Here is a 16204-nt window from a genome sequence, read left to right as displayed (position 1 = left end):
CGATGGTGCTGGATCCCCCAGAGGCACTAGGTTGGCCGTCGCCGCTGTGCTCGGCCGGCGTACACGAACCTAAGGAAGACTCATGACAACCGCACCCTTGCGCCAGGATGAGCCCCCGGTCTCGCTGGGCAGGGTCCGCGCGGAGCCGCTCGACCGGCTCTCCGCCGCGGACATCTCCCCCATCGTGCGCCGGGTGATGGCGGCTCACCTCGATCAGACCCGGATCCCGGCGGCGAAGTTCTCGTCGTTCATCTGATCCCCGATGGCCCCGGGGCCCGCCCGCGCGGCGCTCACCGAGTTCGTCCTCAAGGTGCACGCCAGGTGTGACCTGGCGTGCGACCACTGCTACGTCTACGAACACGCCGACCAGAGCTGGCGCCGCCGACCGGTACGGATGACGCCGGAGGTGCTCCGGGCCGCGGCCGGGCGGATCGCCGAACACGCCGCGGCCCACGCCCTGCCGGACGTCACTGTCATCCTGCACGGCGGGGAGCCGCTGCTGCTCGGCGCCGAGCGGCTGGGCGAGGTGCTCGCGGACCTCCGGCGAGTCGTCGGCCCGGTCACCCGGCTCCGGCTCGGCATGCAGACCAACGGCGTCCTGCTCTCCGAGCGGCTCTGCGACGTGCTCGCCGAACACGACGTGGCGGTCGGCGTATCGCTCGACGGCGACCGGGCCGCCAACGACAGGCACCGGCGCTTCCGGTCCGGTGCCGGCAGCTACGACCAGGTGCTCCGCGCGCTCGCCCTGCTGCGCCGCCCGGCGTACCGGCGGATCTACTCCGGCCTGCTGTGCACCGTGGACGTGCGCAACGACCCGATCGCGGTGTACGAGTCACTGCTCGCCCAGGAGCCTCCGCGGATCGACTTCCTGCTCCCGCACGCCACCTGGGACGACCCGCCGTGGCGGCCGGCGGGCGACGGCACCGCGTACGCGGACTGGCTGCGTGCCGTCTACGACCGCTGGCGGGCCGACGGCCGGCCGGTCTCCGTCCGCCTCTTCGACTCGCTGCTGTCCACCGCCGCGGGCGGGCCCAGCGGCACCGAGTGGCTCGGTCTCGACCCGGTCGACCTGGCGGTGATCGAGACGGACGGCGAGTGGGAACAGGCGGACTCGCTCAAGACCGCGTACGACGGCGCGCCGTCCACCGGCATGACCGTCTTCTCGCACGCGGCCGACGACGTGGCGGCCGACCCGCTCCTGGCCCGCCGCCGCTCCGGCCGGGCCGGGCTCAGCGACGAGTGCCGGCGGTGCCCGGTGGTCGACCAGTGCGGCGGCGGACTCTTCGCCCACCGGTACGGCGCCGGGCACTTCGACCATCCGAGTGTCTACTGCGCCGATCTGAAAGAGCTGATCGTGCACGTGAACGAGAACCCACCAGCACCCGTCCGGCTCGACGCCGGCCTGCCCGACGACTTCATCGACCGCCTCGCGGCGCTGACCGGCGACCGGGTCGCCATCGGCCGGCTCGTCGAGGCGCAGATCGCCATCGTCCGCGCGCTGCTCGCCGAGGTGGCCGACCGGCTGCCGGCCGGCGGGGCCGGAGCCGACGGCTGGGAGGCGCTGACCGCCCTCGACCGCAGCGCACCGGAATCCGTCGCCCGGATCGCGGCCCATCCCTACGTGCGGGCGTGGGCTGTCGACTGCCTCGCCGGCACCGGCACCGGCGCCCGGCAGGGACCGGACTACCTGACCGCGCTCGCCGTCGCCGCCGCGCTCGACGCCGGCACGCCGGTACGCCTCGACGTACCGGTGCGATCCGGCCGTCTGCACCTGCCGACGGTGGGCACGGTCCTGTTGCCCGAGGTGGGCGACGGCGCCGCACGGGTCGAGACCGGCGCGAATTCGCTGCGGGTGAGCGCCGGGGACGTGACGGTCACGGTCCGGCCCGGGACGCCCGGGGACGCGCCGAGGTGGTGGCCGGCCCGCGTGCTCACCGCGCCGGACGTGAGCGTCCTGCTGGAGGACGGCGACCCGCACCGCGACTGCCACCGGCTGCCCGCCGGTGACCGGCTCGACGACGCCGGCGCCGCGCGCTGGGCCGAGACGTTCGCGGCTGCGTGGCGGGTGATCCGGGACGAGGTGCCGGGCCACGCCGAGGAGCTGCGCGCCGGGCTGCGGGCCGTGGTGCCGCTGCGGCGCAGCGGCACCGGCGTCAGCGAGGCGTCGACCGCGCGGCAGGCGTTCGGCGGTGTCGCGGCCACGGAGACCGACGCCGGATCGCTCGCGGTGCTGCTCGTGCACGAGTTCCAGCACAGCAAGATGAACGCCCTGCTGGACATCTGCGACCTGGTCGACGGCACCCGGCCGATCGACATCACAGTGGGCTGGCGGCCCGACCCCCGGCCCGCGGAGGCCGTCCTGCACGGCATCTACGCGCACGCGGCGGTGGCCGACATCTGGCGGATCCGGGCCGGCCGCCAGGTCGACGGCGCGCAGGCGGTCTACCGCCGGTACCGCGACTGGACGGCCGAGGCGATCGGCGCGCTGCAACGGGCGGACGCGCTCACCCCGGCGGGATCGCGGCTGGTCCGGCAGGTCGCCCGCTCGATGTCCGGGTGGCCGTCGTGACCGCCGCCCGGACCGCGTACCGGGCCGGCACCCTCGCCGCCGACCTGCGCGCGCTCGGGCTCGGCCCCGGCGCCGTGGTGCTCGTGCACTGTTCCCTGCGCGCGCTCGGACCGGTCGACGGTGGCGCGGACGCCCTGGCCGCGGCGCTGCGCACGGCCGTGGGCCCGGCCGGCACCGTCGTGGTCCCGGCGCAGACCCCGGACAACTCGGTGAGCAGCGCCGCGTACCGCGCCGCGACCGCCGGGCTCACCGAAGAGGAACGCCTGGCGTACGAGGACCGGATGCCCGGCTTCGACCCGGCCGTCACACCGTCGTTCGGGGTCGGCGCGTTCGCCGAGCACGTACGCCGGCTGCCCGGCGCGGTCCGCAGCCGGCACCCGCAGACGTCGTTCAGCGCGTGGGGGCCCCGGGCGGAGGATCTGATGCGCGTCCACGACCTGGACTCCCACCTCGGGGAGCGGTCCCCGCTGGCCGCCCTGGAGGCGGCCGGCGCGTGGACGCTGCTGCTCGGTGTCGGTTATGCGACATGCACCGCGCTGCACCTCGCCGAGTACCGGTTGCGCCGCCCGCCGCAGCGGCGTCCGTACCGCTGCTACGTGGTGCGCGACGGCCGCCGGGAACGGCTCGACTTCGAGGCGCCGCACCTCGACGCGGCCCTGTTCAGCGAGATCGGCGCGGAACTGGACCGGGCGGCGTTCACCCGGCACGGGACGGTCGGCGACGCGCCGGCCCGGCTGCTGCCGATATCCGGCGCGGTGGGCGCCGCCGTGGCGTGGATGGACGCCCACATCGGACGGTGAGGGCCTGGTAACCCGAGCGCAACCTCTCTACCCTGATCGATAGACGCCGTATCGTGTCGACCGGGGAGCAGCGCGTGATCATTGGCGGTTGGGGGTCAGGCGCACTTCCCGTGGAACGGTCGTGTCGCCGTGACCTCTGAGCGGCCCGCGCTGCCGGGCCCGCCCTACTTCTTCCTCAGCTACGTCCCCCCGCCGACGCACAACGACCGCACCCCGGGCGACCACTGGGTCCGCCGCTTCTACCACGATCTCAACCTGGCGATCGACGGCCGGCCCGGCGACCGGTTACGCCGGCAGGGTTTCGCCGACTTCATGGTGCGGCCGCCGGACGACCGGACGGAACGAAAACGCACCGCACTGGCCGAGGCCGAGGTGTTCGTGCCGCTGTACTCACCGGACTACCTCAACCGGGACGACTCACGCCGGGAGCGGGAGTGGTTCCGGCAACGGCTGATCCGGGCCGGCCGCCCGCCCGACGGCGACAACATCCTGCCGGTCCTGTGGATCCCGTCGCCCGCCGCCGTGCACGCGCCGGACCAGGCCCGGGCGGTGGCGATGGCCGCCGACGTGGACGCGTACGCCGCGAACGGGATGAGCGCGCTCTGCCGGCTCCAGAAGTTCCAGCACGCCTACAAGGAGGTGCTGGGCCGGCTCGCCCAGCACATCGTCGACACCGCCGAGCAGACCCCGCTGCAACCGGCCGAGCCGCCGACCGGCCCGACCGACCTGCCGTCGTCGCCGACCAGCGAGGTGCCGTTCCGGGCGGTGGTGATCGCGCCCGAGGAACCGGCGGAGGCGGGCCGGCTCAACGGACGGTCCGACACGCACGCCGGCCGGTGGCGCCCGTTCCGTGACCGGCCGCCGGTGGTCGACGACGTGACCGACGCGGTGCAGCGGCTACGGATGCCGATCGACGTCCGCGACTTCGTACCCGATGCCGGGCTGTTCCGGGGCTGCCCGGGCGTACTCATGATCGATCCTCGGGTGGTCGAGACGCCGGACGGTGCGGAGGCCGTCCGCGCGGCCGCGGCCTGGCTGCACCGCTGGGTGGGCGTCGTGGTGATCATCGAGGACTCGGCACCCGGCCGCCGCTCCCACGCGGCGGTGCTGCTCGACCGGGCCATCGCGATCTTCCCGGCCGCGGCACGCCCGCTGGCGATCACCACGTACGACGACTGGCGGGCCGGGATCCACGGCCTGGTCGACCGGATGCGCCGCCGCTACCTGGAGGCGAGACCGGCCTACCCGCCGCCGGGACGGCCGATCAGCAAACCCCGGCTCTGGGAGAACCCGCCGCCCGACGAGGGAGTGGACACATGACCCGACGCGAGGGACAGGTCGTCACCTTCTACTCCTACAAGGGCGGCACCGGCCGGACGATGGCGCTGGCGAACGTCGCCTGGATCCTCGCCGCCAACGGCAAGCGGGTGCTCGCCGTCGACTGGGACCTGGAATCCCCCGGCCTGTCGCGCTTCTTCGCGCCGTTCATCGACCGGGACGCGCTGGAGAGCACCGGCGGGGTGATCGACCTGATCCGGGAGTACGAGTGGGCGACCACCACCAAGCAGGACAAGGGCGACGACCGCTGGCACGAGCAGTACGCCCGCGTGCACAAGTACTCGTTCTCGCTGAACTGGTCCAACTTCCCCGGTGACGGGACGCTCGACTTCCTCGGCGCCGGCCAGCAGAACAACGACTACGCCGGCGCGCTCGCCGGGATGAACTGGGACGAGTTCTACGAGCGGCAGGGCGGCGGCTACTTCTTCGACGCGCTGCGCGCCGACATGAAGCGCAACTACGACTACGTGCTGATCGACAGCCGCACCGGGTTCTCCGACGTCGCCGACATCTGCACCATCCAGCTGCCGGACGTGCTGGTCACCTGCTTCACCCTCAGCGAGCAGGGCATCACCGGCGCGGCCAAGGTGGCTCGGCTGGTCGAGCACCGCTACGGGTCGCGGCGGATCCGGGTGCTGCCCGTGCCGATGCGCATCGACCCGGCGGAGAAGGTCAAGGCGGACACCGGTCGGGCGGTGGCCCGGCAACGCTTCAGCGGCCTGCCGAGCGGGATGAGCGAGGCCGACCGGGACCGGTACTGGGCCCGGATGCAGGTGCCCTACCAGGCGTTCTACGCGTACGAGGAACTGCTCGCCACGTTCGCCGACCAGCCCGGCGTCAACGGGTCGCTGCTGTCCGCGTACGAGGTGCTGGCCCGGGAGATCACCCGGGGCGAGGTGGAGTCGCTGCCGCCGATGAGCAGCGCGGTACGCGAGCGGGTCAACGCCCGGTTCACCCGTACCTCCAACTCGGTGGAGAACGAGATCCTGCTCCGGCACGCCCCGTACGACCGGGTGTGGGCGGAGTGGATCGGTCACCTGCTGGTCTCGGCCGACGTCCGGGTGACCGACCCGTGGTTCACCGACGACGAGGCGCCCCGGACGGCCCGGGAGCTGATCATCGTCTCCGAGTCCAACGCCAACGAGGAGGCGGTGCTCGCGGCGCCGGACCGCTCGCCCGACCAGGTGCCGCTCGTCGTCTACGTCGCGGACGTGCGGCGCCTGGCGAACGTGCCCGCCGCGCACACCGTCTCGGTGGCCGGCCTGGAGGCGCGGACCGCCGCCGCGCGGATCCTGCGCCTGGTCGGCCGCGAGGGCGTGCCCGCCGATCTGGAACTGCCGACCGGCCCCCGGTTCCCCGGCCGCGACAACACGGTGTTCGAGGTGCCGGGCCGCAACAAGCGCTTCACCGGCCGGGAGGCGGACCTGCGCGAGCTGCGGACGCTGCTGCGCAGCAGCCCGAAGGTGGTGCTCTCCGGCACCGGGCCGGTGGCGTTGCAGGGCATGGGCGGCATCGGCAAGAGCCAGCTCGCGCTGGAGTACGCGCACCGCTACCGCGCCGCGTACGACATGGTGTGGTGGATCGACGCCGACCAGGTGCCGTTCATCGAGTCGGCGATCGGTGACCTCGCGCCCTACCTGGGCGTTCCGTCGTCAGAGTCGAACCGGGAGAACGCCCGGCTGGTGCTCCAGGCGCTGCGCCGCACCGACCTCCGCTGGCTGCTGATCATGGACAACGCGGACGAGATCGAGGGCGTGCTGCCGTACGTGCCGGACGGCAAGGGCCACGTCCTGATCACGTCCCGGAACCTCCAGTGGGTCGAGCGGGCCACCACCGTCCAGGTCGACGTGTTCAAGCGCGCGGAGAGCATCCAGCACCTCACCGAGCGCGTGCCGAACATGCGCGTCGACCAGGCCGACCGGATCGCCGCCCTGCTCGGCGACCTGCCGATCGCCGTCACCGCCGCCGCGGCCTGGCTCGCCGACACCGGCCACTCCGTCGACAGCTACCTCACCGAGATCGCCAAGTTCGGTCCGGGTGCGGTGATGGAGCCGAACAGCAACGTCTCGGTGGAGGCGACCTGGGAGCTGTCGCTCAACCACCTGCGGACCCGCAATCCGGCGGCGTACCGGGTGCTGCAACTCTGCTCGGTGTTCGCGCCGGAGATCTCCGCCGACCTGGTCTACAGCGACGAGTTCGCCGAGGCGCTGGTGCCGTTCCACCCACAGGCCAAGGAGCGGCTGGTCCGCCAGCAACTGGTGCAGCAGGCCAACCGGCTCGCCCTGGTGCGGGTCGACCTGCGGGCCGAGAACCCGGCCGGCGGCGAGCGGGGCCGGGGCGGCCTGGTGCTCATGCACCGCCTGCTCCAGCACGCCGTCCGGTCCCGGATGACGGAGGCGGAACTCGACGAGGCACGCCAGCAGGTCCACCTGGTGCTCGCCGCCGCCCGGCCCGAGGGCGAGGTCGACGACCCCGACGGCTGGCCACGGTTCCGCGTCATCTGGCCGCACCTGGAGGCGTCCAAGGCGCCGCTGAGCCGCAAGGTGGAGGTGCGGGCGCTGATGATCGACCGGGTCCGCTACCTCCAGTTGCGCGGCGACCTGGAGACCGGCCGGCGGCTCGGGCAGGAGGTCGCGCAGACCTGGGAGCAGATGCTGGCGGAGGAGACCGACCCGCGGGCGCGCGACGACCTGCGCCGGCAGTTGCTGCACCTCCAGTTCAACCTCGCCAACATCCTCGCCTTCCTCGGGCAGTTCACCGAGTCCCGGGCGCTGGACGAGGAGGTGCTGGCGGCCCAGCGGGACCTGCTCGGCGAGGACCACCCGCACACGCTGATGACCGCCGGCGGGCTCGCCCGCGACCTGCGCGGCATGGGCATGTACAGCGAGGCGCTGCGCCTGGACGAGATCACGTTCAACGCGTGGAAGCGGAACTTCACCGAGGAGCACCCGCGTACCCTCGCCGCGCTCAACAACCTCGCCAGCACGCAGCGCCTGATGGGCGACTTCCGGGAGGCCCGCAAGAACGACGAGATGGTGCTGGCCGGGCGCCGCGCGATCCTCGGGGAGAACCACCCGGACACGCTCGCCTCCTCCGCGTACGTCGGCATCGACATGCGCGACGCGGGCGACTTCGAGCAGTCGGTCACCCGGCTGCGCAGCGTCCACCGGGACCTGCTGCACACGGCCGGGGCCGAACACCTGATCACCCTGCGGACGCAGACGAACCTGGCGGTGTCGTTGCGCGCGGCCGGGCACGCGGTCGAGGCGGGCAAGCTCCTCGAAGCCGCCTACGAGCTGCTGAACGAGCGGTTCGGGCCGGACAACCCGGAGACGCTCACCTGCCGGCTGAGCCTGTCGATCAACCTGCTCACCGTCGACCTGTTCCAGCGCGCCAGCCGGGAACTCACCGAGGTGCACCGCATCTACCAGCGCAACCTCGGCCCGGCGCACCCGCTGACGCTGGTCTGCATGGTCAACCTCGCCATGGTGGCCCGCCGCGCCGGGGACTTCGCCGAGGCCCGGCAGCTCGCCGGCCGGTCCGCCGACTCGCTCGCTGGCGTGCTGGGCAGCGGGCACCCGTACCCGCTCTCCGGCTGGATGAACCAGGGCATCTGCATCGCCGAACAGCCCGACCCGCCGGAGGGCCGGGAGGCCGCGGACGTGGAGGCGCTGAGCCTGCTGCGGCGTGCGCACGACGGGCTGGTCCGGATCCTCGGTCGCGACCACACGAACACGCTGCGCTGCCGGGCGAACCTGGTGGTGATGCAGGAGCGGGTGGAGAGCGGCCGGCGCGCGGAGCTGGAGGCGGTCACCCGTGAGCTGACCTACCGGCTGGGCGAGAACCACCCGGCCGTGGAGGCCGCCCGGGAGAGCCGGTTGCAGCGGCGCATCATCGACCCGCATCCGATCTGACAGCGGTCCGTTCCAGCGGGTCGGCCAGCCAGGCGAGGATCTCCGGCAGCACCTCCACCGCGCCGAAGTGCGCGCTGCGCGGCTGGACGTGCAGTTGCGCGCCGGGGATCTGCTCGGCCAGCCAGCGGGTGTGGCTGGCCGGGGCGAAGTTGTCGTCGGCGCCGTGCCACAGCCGGACCGGCATCCGGATGTCCGTGAGCGTGATGCCCCAGTCGGCGCGCAGCGCGAGCACGTCGTCGATCCAGCCGTGCGGCCCCTGGCGCAGCGCCTCGGCGTAGGCGTCGGTGAGCTGCCGGCGGATCGGCACGCCGGCCACCACCCGGCGGTCGGCCTCGGTCATCTGCTCGACCAGCAGCGCGAGCAGCGAGCCCGGGTCGTCCATGGTCCGCTCGGCCCGCAGCCGCAACTGCTCGGCGAGCACCGGCACGTCGCGCTCGGCGGCGCCGTAGTCCCGCACGTTGGCGTCGGTCATGCCGCCGAACCAGTCCAGCCCGGCGGCACCGGCCGGGGCGAGACCGACCAGGACGGCGGTCCGCCGGACCCGATCCGGCAGCAGCGCGGCGCAGGCCAGGGCGTGCGGGCCACCGCCGGAGCGCCCGACCACAGAGAACCCGTCCAGGCCCAGGTCGTCAGCGATGGCCGCGACGTCCGCGGCGGCGTCCGCGACCCGGCGGCCGGGCAGCCGGCTGGAACCGCCGTAACCCGGCCGGTCGTACGAGATCAGCCGTACGCCCAGCCGGTGCAGCACGATGGACCGTGGCCGTGGACCGTTGCGGCTGCCGGGTGTGCCGTGCATCAGGAAGACCGGCCAGCCGCGTTCCGCCCCGGCGATGTCGACCGCCAGGTTCCTCCTTCCCGTTCGGACGATGTGCTCTCGGTGCCGGGGCGAGTGTGCCAATCGGGGCCTCCGAACGGGTGGTGGCGGTACGGGTGGCGTGGTCAGACCGCCTCGGCGGCCGGGATCTGGCCGGTGTGATCGGACGGGCCGGCCTGACCGGTTCGGTTGGACCGGCCGGCGGACGGGTCGGACGCGGCGAGGACGCGCAGCGTGTCGAGGGCGGACGCCAGCGAGACCTCGGCCGGCACCCGGTCGTAGGCCCGCAGGTAGTCCAGGAGCAGCCGGCACAGGCTCGCCTCGTCGAGGAACTCGTCCGGCAGCCGGTGCGCGAGCAGGGCGTGCATCGTCCTCGGCGGGATCTTCGGCCAGGCCAGTTCGGCGTACTCGCTCAACGCCATCAGCAGCCACAGCGCGGTGCGGTTGTCGACCCGGGCGGCGGCGAACTGCTCGGCCATCTCGGCCGACACCACGCCGTCCTCCAGCGGCAGCTCCGCGAGCCGGTCCTCGATGTCGGCGAGCACCCGGCGGACCCGGGGCACGTACCGCTGCGGCAGCCGGTGGAGCCCGTGCCGCAGGATCAGCGCGTGCAGCACCGCGTGGTCGTCGGTCGTACCGAGCGAGTCGACCAGTTCCGGGAACTCGTCGATCAGGTACGGGCACGAGATGATCAGCTCGGGCGGCGCGGTCGGCGAGTCGGGCAGGCGGCTCAGCGCCACCCGGGTCAGCCCGCACACCACCTCGCGGGGCAACTGCGCGCCGTCCTCGGCGAGGCACTCCAGCAGGACCGTGGCGCTCGTGCTGGACACCGCCTCCGGTGACTCGACGGCACGCGCCCACAGTCGCCGGTAGCTGCGCTCGTCGTACAGGATGAGCTGGTGCAGGGACGGCACCGGCCAGCGGCGGGTGGCGAGCGACACGAGGTCGGCGTGGAACCGGCCGGCCTCGAAGCTGTCCGGCTGCTGGCCGCGCCACGTCCGCGCGCCCGCCTGCAACTGGCCGTAGGTGGTGATGTCGCCGAGCAGCCGCGCCTCCTCGGCGGCCACGTTCACCGTCTCGCCCCGGCCTTCGCGCCGCCGCTCGGCGATGATCCGGCCGTCGGCGTCCCGGCCGAGCCAGCTGATCATCGCGAGCTGGCCCTTCTCGTCCAGTCCCGCCCGCCACAGACGGACCGTCGACACCCAGGTCGCCTCGTCCATCAGGTCGGTGTGGCGTACGCCGTCCGGCGACACCAGCGCGGCGAGCGCGACCAGGTTCGCGGTGTACGCGGCGAGCAGCCGCACCGGGTCGTACGGCGCGGGCCGGTAGCCGTCCACGCCGGCCAGGTTGGTCCGCTGCCGGGCCTCGGCCAGCAGGCCGGCGATGGTCTCCACGATCCCGTCCCGCTCCTCGGGGTGGCGGGAACTGAGCTCACGGGCGAAGCCGACCACCGCCTCCCGCTTCACCAGCGGCTGGTGGGAGAGCAGCGCGCGGAACTGGCCGGTGTCCAGCTGGTAGCCGAAGCCGGCCGGGCTGCGGGTGTGCCGCCGCAGCTCGGCCAGGCTCCGCAGCGCTCCGATGACGTACTCGGCGATCAGGAAGTCGCCGATCGTGGTGTGCAGGAACTCGTACGTGCGCCGTGCGTCCTCGCCCTGCACGTCGTCCGGGCCGTACACCACGAAGAACGCGGCGGTGACCAGTTGTTCCGGGCCGAGCACGTCGCCGAGTTCGAACCGTGAGCCGTCTCCGGGCCCGGAGCCGAAGCAGTCCAGGTCGAGGCGGAGCGCGGCCCGGTTCACCAGTTCCCGGTTGCGGTTGAACATGGCGAACGCGGTGATCGCGAGGTCGCGCCGGAGCTGGTGCTCGCGGGCCTCCCGCTCGTGGGGCGGAAGGGCGGTCGGCGCCTTCTCGCTCACCTGCCGCCTGATGAACGCGGTGAGCAGGCCGGTGAACAGGTCGGACCGGGAGATGGTGACGCCGGGACGGCGGTCGGCCCAGTGCTCGTTGTAGTAGATCGCCAGCAGCGTGAGCAGCAGCGGCTGGCGGGCCAGCTCGCCGTGCGACAGCAGTTCCCGGGCGGACAGCCGGCGGTAGCCGGGGCGGTCCTCGTTCGCCGCGTTGACGGCGGCCAGCCAGGCCGTCACCTGGGCGTCGGTCAGGTCCTCCAGCCGGACCAGCACGGTGCCCTGCGGCACGCTGGCGCGGTCCATCACCAGGATCCGGGACGTGATGATCGGGATGACCGAGTAGCCCAGATCCCACTGGGCCTCCTGGAACTCGGCCACCCGGTCGATGTACTGCGAGTGGGCCGTGCCGGTGACCTGCACGAGTTCGTCGAACCCGTCGAAGATCACCACGACCGTGGTGTGCTGGGTGGCCCGGCGCAGGTCCGCCCAGCGGATGCGCTCGTCCATCACCTGCTCGATCGCCGCCTCGATCTGCTCGGTCGGCGACGAGTCCCCGGACATCCGCCGCAGCGGCACCACTATCGCGGTGAACCGGCTCGCCGGCAGCCGGGCCGCGATCACCCGGGTCAGCAACGTCTTGCCGGCGCCCGGCTGGCCGAGCAGCAGCAGCGGACGGTGCAGGCTCGCCGGATCGGTCAGGTACTCGGAGAGGAACCCGACGAGGTCACCCCGGCGCGGCTGGTCATCCCACCAGCGCTCCCGCTCCGGTGACGTGTGCTTGCCGTACTCGGCGGCCCGGAAGTCGGGGCTGATGAAGCCGCTGTCCACATTCGGCAGCCGCAGGTGGAAGTCGACGTCCTTGATCCGCAGCAGCGGCTGCCGGAACACCGCCGCGAGCGAGCCGGTGAGCCGGTCCAGTGATTCGCGGAGCAGGTCGGGCCGGTCGGCGGCCACCGGGCCGGACAGCTCGGCGAGGTTGCGGTAGAGCTGCGCCAGCGCGTCCAGCCGGGCCGAGACCTCGGTGGTCAGCGTCCGGTTGTCGATCAGGTTGTGCTCGATCGCCTGCCGGATCATCCGGAACCCGAACTCGGGGAGGTCAGCGGCGAGCCGGTCGAAGCGGTCCTCGTAGTGCCACATGGCCCGGCCCACCACGCGGGAGCGCATCGACGTGAGGTCGAGCCCGCGTCGCACCGACGGCCAGGCGGCCAGGCCCTCGCAGAACGCGATCGTCGCGTCGTACAGCTTGACGTAGGCGGCCTCGACGTCCCGGCGGGTGTCGTCCATGCCGTGCACGGACGAGGGCAGCGGGAAGTAGCCGCCGTCGATCTCCTGCGGAAGCGTGTGGTGGCGCCGCTCGGCCGGCACCATGCCGACCTTCTCCTCGTCGGTCAGTTCCAGCCGGTCGAAACCCGGCCCGACCTCGTCGCGGAAACCGTCGAAGAACGCGGACAGCGCCAGCACGGTGTGGCTGGCCTCCAGCAGTTCGTAATACGACTTCCCGCCGGTTGTCCGGATGCGGCCGGCCTGGTTTCCGGTGGCGTCCCGGACGAGCTGCATGAGCGCGTTCTTCGGGCCGAGCAGCGCGAGGGCCGTGCCCTTGGAGAGGGCGCCGGCGCCCAGGATCCCCGCGCTGACGACCTTGTCGGTCTCGGTGATGCGCGCGCTGCCCGGGGCCAGCAGTCGTAACGCATCTCGATAGCTGAGGCTCGAACGGCGCGGCATGCCGCCCCTTCCGCTGCTGGCGATCGGGATTCTTCAAGGATAGAAACTTCAGTGACGGAAAGCTATCGATTCCTCACCGGGCGGAAGCTTTGCGACGACTTTTCCATTCATTCATCTCATTCACCCGGTAAATGCGGCCAAGGCGCCCCGGCCGCTATGGTCGACGGGTGGACAACGCACGGGTACGGCAGGCGTACGGCGCGGTCGCGCCGCTCTACATCGAACTGTTCGGCACCACCGGCCACGTCCACGCGGACGACCTCGCCCTCATCGACCGCCACCTGACCGTCCGGACCGGCCCGGTGCTCGACCTCGGATGCGGACCGGGCCACCTCACCGACCACCTCCGTTCGCTGGGCGTCGACGCCACCGGGATCGACATGGTTCCCGAGTTCGTCGCGCACGCGCGGACGACGCATCCGGGCGGCGTCTACCGGCTCGGGTCGCTGGACGACCTCGCCGTCCCCGACCACTCCGTCGCCGGCATCCTCGCCTGGTACTCGCTGATCCACCTCCCGCCGCCGGATCTCGACGCGGTGCTGGCCGGGTTCCGCCGCGCGATCGTCCCGGGTGGACGGCTCGTGGCCGGCATCTTCGTCGGTGACGAGGTGGGCGCCTTCGACCACAAGGTCGCCACCGCGTACCGCTGGCCGGTGGACGAGTTCTCCGCGCGGCTGCGGCAGGCCGGGTTCGCCGAGGTCGAGCGCCTGACGCGCCTCGACGACGCCCACCGCCCGCACGCCGCCGTCGCGGCCGTCGCGGCCGGCGGTTGACCCGCCGGCCGTTCCGGGCGAGCGCGGACGGTCACCGCCGTGCGAAGATCAACCTTCGGAGCCCGACGGCCGGAAGGACACAATGCCTGCGTACGTCATCGCCCACCTCCAGGACGCCGCCCCGCACCGGGACATCGCCGAGTACGTCGAGCGGCTTCCGGCCACCTTCGCTCCGTACGGCGGCCGCTTCCTCGTGCACGCCACGCCGCACGAGGTGAAGGAGGGCAGATGGCCCGGCGCCGTCGTGATGCTCGGCTTCCCGGGGACCGCCGAGGCGCGGGCCTGGTGGGACTCGCCCGCCTACCAGGAGATCGCGCCGCTGCGCTCGCGGCACATCGAGGGCGACATCATCCTGGTCGAGGGCGTCCCCGACAACTACTCCCCGACCGGCCTCGTGCAGGCGATCCGGGCGTCGCTGCCAGACGCGTGACCCAGGCCGGCCGCCGCTCCCGCGACCTCGGGATCGTCGTCGGGTCGCTGCCCACCGGGCCGCACAACGCGATGACCGACGTCCCCGGCGTCCTGGTGGGCCACACCACCATCGACGACGGCGCCGACCTGCACACCGGCGTCACCGCGATCGTGCCGGAACAGCTCGGCCCCGGACGGTGGACGCTGCCCGCCGCGGTGTACGCCGGCAACGGCCACGGGAAGCTCGTCGGCTCGACCCAGGTGGACGAGCTCGGCGTACTCGAATCCCCGGTCGTGCTGACCGCCACACTGTCGGTGTTCCGGGCGGCGGACGCGCTGCTCGGGCACCTGATGGAGCGCCGGCCGGACGGGCTGTCGTTCAACCCCCTGGTCGGCGAGACGAACGACGGGCACCTGTCGGACATCCGCCGCCGCCCGATCACCGAGGCCCACGTGCTGGCCGCCGTCGCGGGAGCGACCGGCGGACTCCCCGCCGAGGGCTGCGTCGGGGCCGGCGCCGGCACCACAGCTCTGGGCTACAAGGCGGGCATCGGCACCTCGTCCCGCACGGTCCGGACCGCCGGCCGCACCCACACTGTTGGCGCGCTGGTCCAGTCCAACTTCGGCGGCGTCCTCACCGCGCTCGGCGTACCGCTACCGGTGGACGAGCTGGTCCCGGCCGCCGACCGGACCGAGCCGCCGGGCAACTCGTGCATGATCGTGGTGGCGACCGACGTACCGCTGGACGCGCGACAGCTCCGGCGGCTCGCCCGCCGGGCGGTGTTCGCCATGGCCCGGGTGGGTGCGTCCTTCAGCAACACCAGCGGAGACTACGCGATCGCGTTCACCACGTCGGCTCAGCCGCCGATCCCGGACGCCGCGATCGATCCGGTGTTCGCCGCCGTGCTGGACGCGGTGGAGGAGGCGCTGCTCAACTCGCTGTTCACCGCCGTCACCACGACCGGCGTGGGCGGTCGTACCAGTCACGCGGTTCCCCATCGGGCGGCGGTCGAGCGGCTGGCGGCGGCCGGACGGCTCACGGCCCGGCCGTACGCCTGATCCGTTGCGCCTCTCGCCTTAGGCCGTTCGGCGAGGCTCCGGATCCGATCATCCGCGGCATCGATGCCGATGCTCCGGCCGCTGCCAGCCGTTTCGTCGCTCATCGCACCGGTAACGGCTGGTCTGTCGGCTGAGCGACACTCCGGGCCGGGCACGTCGCCCCAGACTGCCCGCTGTGACCGAACTCCCTCCCCAGAACCAGTGGCACGGCCAGGCTCCGCCGCCGTACCAGCCCGGCATGCCGTTCGCGTCACCGCGACCGTCGTGGTGGCGCCGACAGCCGGCCGCGATCAAGGTGCTCGTCGTCAGCGCCGTCGCGGTCCTCACCTGCTGCGGCGGGCTGCTCGGCATCGGCATCGCCGCCGGCCCGGCCACCGAACCGGACAAGGCATCGGAGAAGGCGGTGGCCCAGGAGGTGCCGACCGTGGCGGCGCCCACCACCGCGGCCCCCACGCCCGATGTCAGCACCGCCTCGCCGGAGCCGTCGCCGTCACCGGCCACGGCGGCGCCGACCACCGCGAAGCCCGCGGCGAAGCCGAGCCCGCGCAAGACCACTGCGCCCGCCGTCTACTACAAGAACTGCGACGCCGTACGCGCAGCCGGCAAGGCGCCGCTGCGGCGCGGCGAGCCGGGGTACCGGACCGGGCTGGATCGCGACCTCGACGGCGAGGCATGTGAGCCGGGCGGCGGCAACGGCGACTCCGGCGGCGGCAGCACGGGCGGTGGCGGCAGCACGGGCGGTGGTGGCAGTTCGGGCGGCGGCGGCAACGACCCGCGCTTCGGCACCTGCAAGGAGGCGAACGCCAACGGCTACGGCCCGTACCGGCAGGGCAAGGATCCCGAGTACTACTGGTACATCGACCGGGACAACGACGGCACGGTCTGCGAGTGACACCC

General features: G+C 73.0%; 11 protein-coding genes. 9 read left to right on the top strand and 2 right to left on the bottom strand.

Annotated features, from left to right (window positions below):
* Positions 1-82 precede the first annotated feature (82 nt).
* The 5 genes from ACN27C_RS09455 to fxsT all read left to right on the top strand — a co-directional run bounded on the left by ACN27C_RS09455 (position 83) and on the right by fxsT (position 8621).
* Entirely contained in the window at positions 83-256 is a 174-nt protein-coding gene (locus ACN27C_RS09455) for a hypothetical protein (RefSeq protein WP_013289092.1), read from the top strand.
* Positions 257-262: 6 nt separating this feature from the next.
* Complete coding sequence (locus tag ACN27C_RS09450) at positions 263-2569, top strand: FxsB family cyclophane-forming radical SAM/SPASM peptide maturase (RefSeq protein ID WP_422750955.1); 2307 nt, start codon at positions 263-265, stop codon at positions 2567-2569.
* Positions 2566-3369 (top strand): aminoglycoside N(3)-acetyltransferase, encoded by an 804-nt coding sequence (locus tag ACN27C_RS09445; protein WP_422750954.1) that lies wholly within the window; start codon positions 2566-2568, stop codon positions 3367-3369. Before ACN27C_RS09450 ends, ACN27C_RS09445 begins: the two co-directional genes overlap by 4 nt.
* Before the next feature lie 129 nt (positions 3370-3498).
* Positions 3499-4689 (top strand): TIR-like protein FxsC, encoded by a 1191-nt coding sequence (locus ACN27C_RS09440; protein ID WP_422750953.1) that lies wholly within the window; start codon positions 3499-3501, stop codon positions 4687-4689.
* On the top strand, positions 4686-8621 hold the full coding sequence (gene fxsT / locus ACN27C_RS09435; RefSeq protein WP_120572640.1) for an FxSxx-COOH system tetratricopeptide repeat protein: 3936 nt from the start codon (positions 4686-4688) through the stop codon (positions 8619-8621). The genes ACN27C_RS09440 and fxsT overlap by 4 nt, the downstream gene beginning before the upstream one ends.
* Here the strand turns inward: fxsT and ACN27C_RS09430 are convergent.
* Complete coding sequence (locus ACN27C_RS09430) at positions 8599-9519, bottom strand: alpha/beta fold hydrolase (RefSeq protein WP_121684372.1); 921 nt, start codon at positions 9517-9519, stop codon at positions 8599-8601. The two genes, fxsT and ACN27C_RS09430, sit on opposite strands and share 23 nt — an antisense overlap.
* A gap of 41 nt (positions 9520-9560) precedes the next feature.
* Positions 9561-13064: an NACHT domain-containing protein gene (locus ACN27C_RS09425; RefSeq protein WP_422750952.1), complete on the bottom strand. Its 3504-nt coding sequence runs from the start codon at positions 13062-13064 to the stop codon at positions 9561-9563.
* A 131-nt stretch (positions 13065-13195) separates the two neighbouring features.
* Between ACN27C_RS09425 and ACN27C_RS09420 the strand changes: the two genes are divergently transcribed.
* The 4 genes from ACN27C_RS09420 to ACN27C_RS09405 all read left to right on the top strand — a co-directional run bounded on the left by ACN27C_RS09420 (position 13196) and on the right by ACN27C_RS09405 (position 16199).
* A complete protein-coding gene (locus ACN27C_RS09420) occupies positions 13196-13837 on the top strand; it encodes a class I SAM-dependent DNA methyltransferase (protein WP_422750951.1) in 642 nt (213 codons plus the stop codon).
* An 82-nt stretch (positions 13838-13919) separates the two neighbouring features.
* Positions 13920-14267, top strand: a complete 348-nt coding sequence (locus ACN27C_RS09415) for a DUF1330 domain-containing protein (protein ID WP_422750950.1) — start codon at positions 13920-13922, stop codon at positions 14265-14267.
* Positions 14264-15307 carry a P1 family peptidase gene (locus ACN27C_RS09410; protein WP_422750949.1) on the top strand — a complete coding sequence of 348 codons (1044 nt, stop codon included), beginning with the start codon at positions 14264-14266 and terminating at the stop codon, positions 15305-15307. The genes ACN27C_RS09415 and ACN27C_RS09410 overlap by 4 nt, the downstream gene beginning before the upstream one ends.
* A 175-nt stretch (positions 15308-15482) precedes the next feature.
* Positions 15483-16199 (top strand): excalibur calcium-binding domain-containing protein, encoded by a 717-nt coding sequence (locus ACN27C_RS09405; RefSeq protein ID WP_422750948.1) that lies wholly within the window; start codon positions 15483-15485, stop codon positions 16197-16199.
* The last annotated feature ends 5 nt before the right edge of the window (positions 16200-16204 follow it).

This window comes from Micromonospora sp. WMMD1219 (assembly GCF_049315215.1).
GTDB lineage: Bacteria > Actinomycetota > Actinomycetes > Mycobacteriales > Micromonosporaceae > Micromonospora > Micromonospora tulbaghiae.
The sequence above is the reverse complement of the archived record's forward strand: the minus strand, read 5'-3'. Positions and strand labels throughout refer to the sequence as shown.

Coding starts and splice junctions, on each gene's coding strand:
- ACN27C_RS09455 (WP_013289092.1), top strand. CDS start 83: ATGACAACCGCACCCTTGCGCCAGGATGAGCCCCCGGTCTCGCTGGGC.
- ACN27C_RS09450 (WP_422750955.1), top strand. CDS start 263: ATGGCCCCGGGGCCCGCCCGCGCGGCGCTCACCGAGTTCGTCCTCAAG.
- fxsT (WP_120572640.1), top strand. CDS start 4,686: ATGACCCGACGCGAGGGACAGGTCGTCACCTTCTACTCCTACAAGGGC.
- ACN27C_RS09425 (WP_422750952.1), bottom strand. CDS start 13,064: ATGCCGCGCCGTTCGAGCCTCAGCTATCGAGATGCGTTACGACTGCTG.
- ACN27C_RS09420 (WP_422750951.1), top strand. CDS start 13,196: ATGCGGCCAAGGCGCCCCGGCCGCTATGGTCGACGGGTGGACAACGCA.
- ACN27C_RS09415 (WP_422750950.1), top strand. CDS start 13,920: ATGCCTGCGTACGTCATCGCCCACCTCCAGGACGCCGCCCCGCACCGG.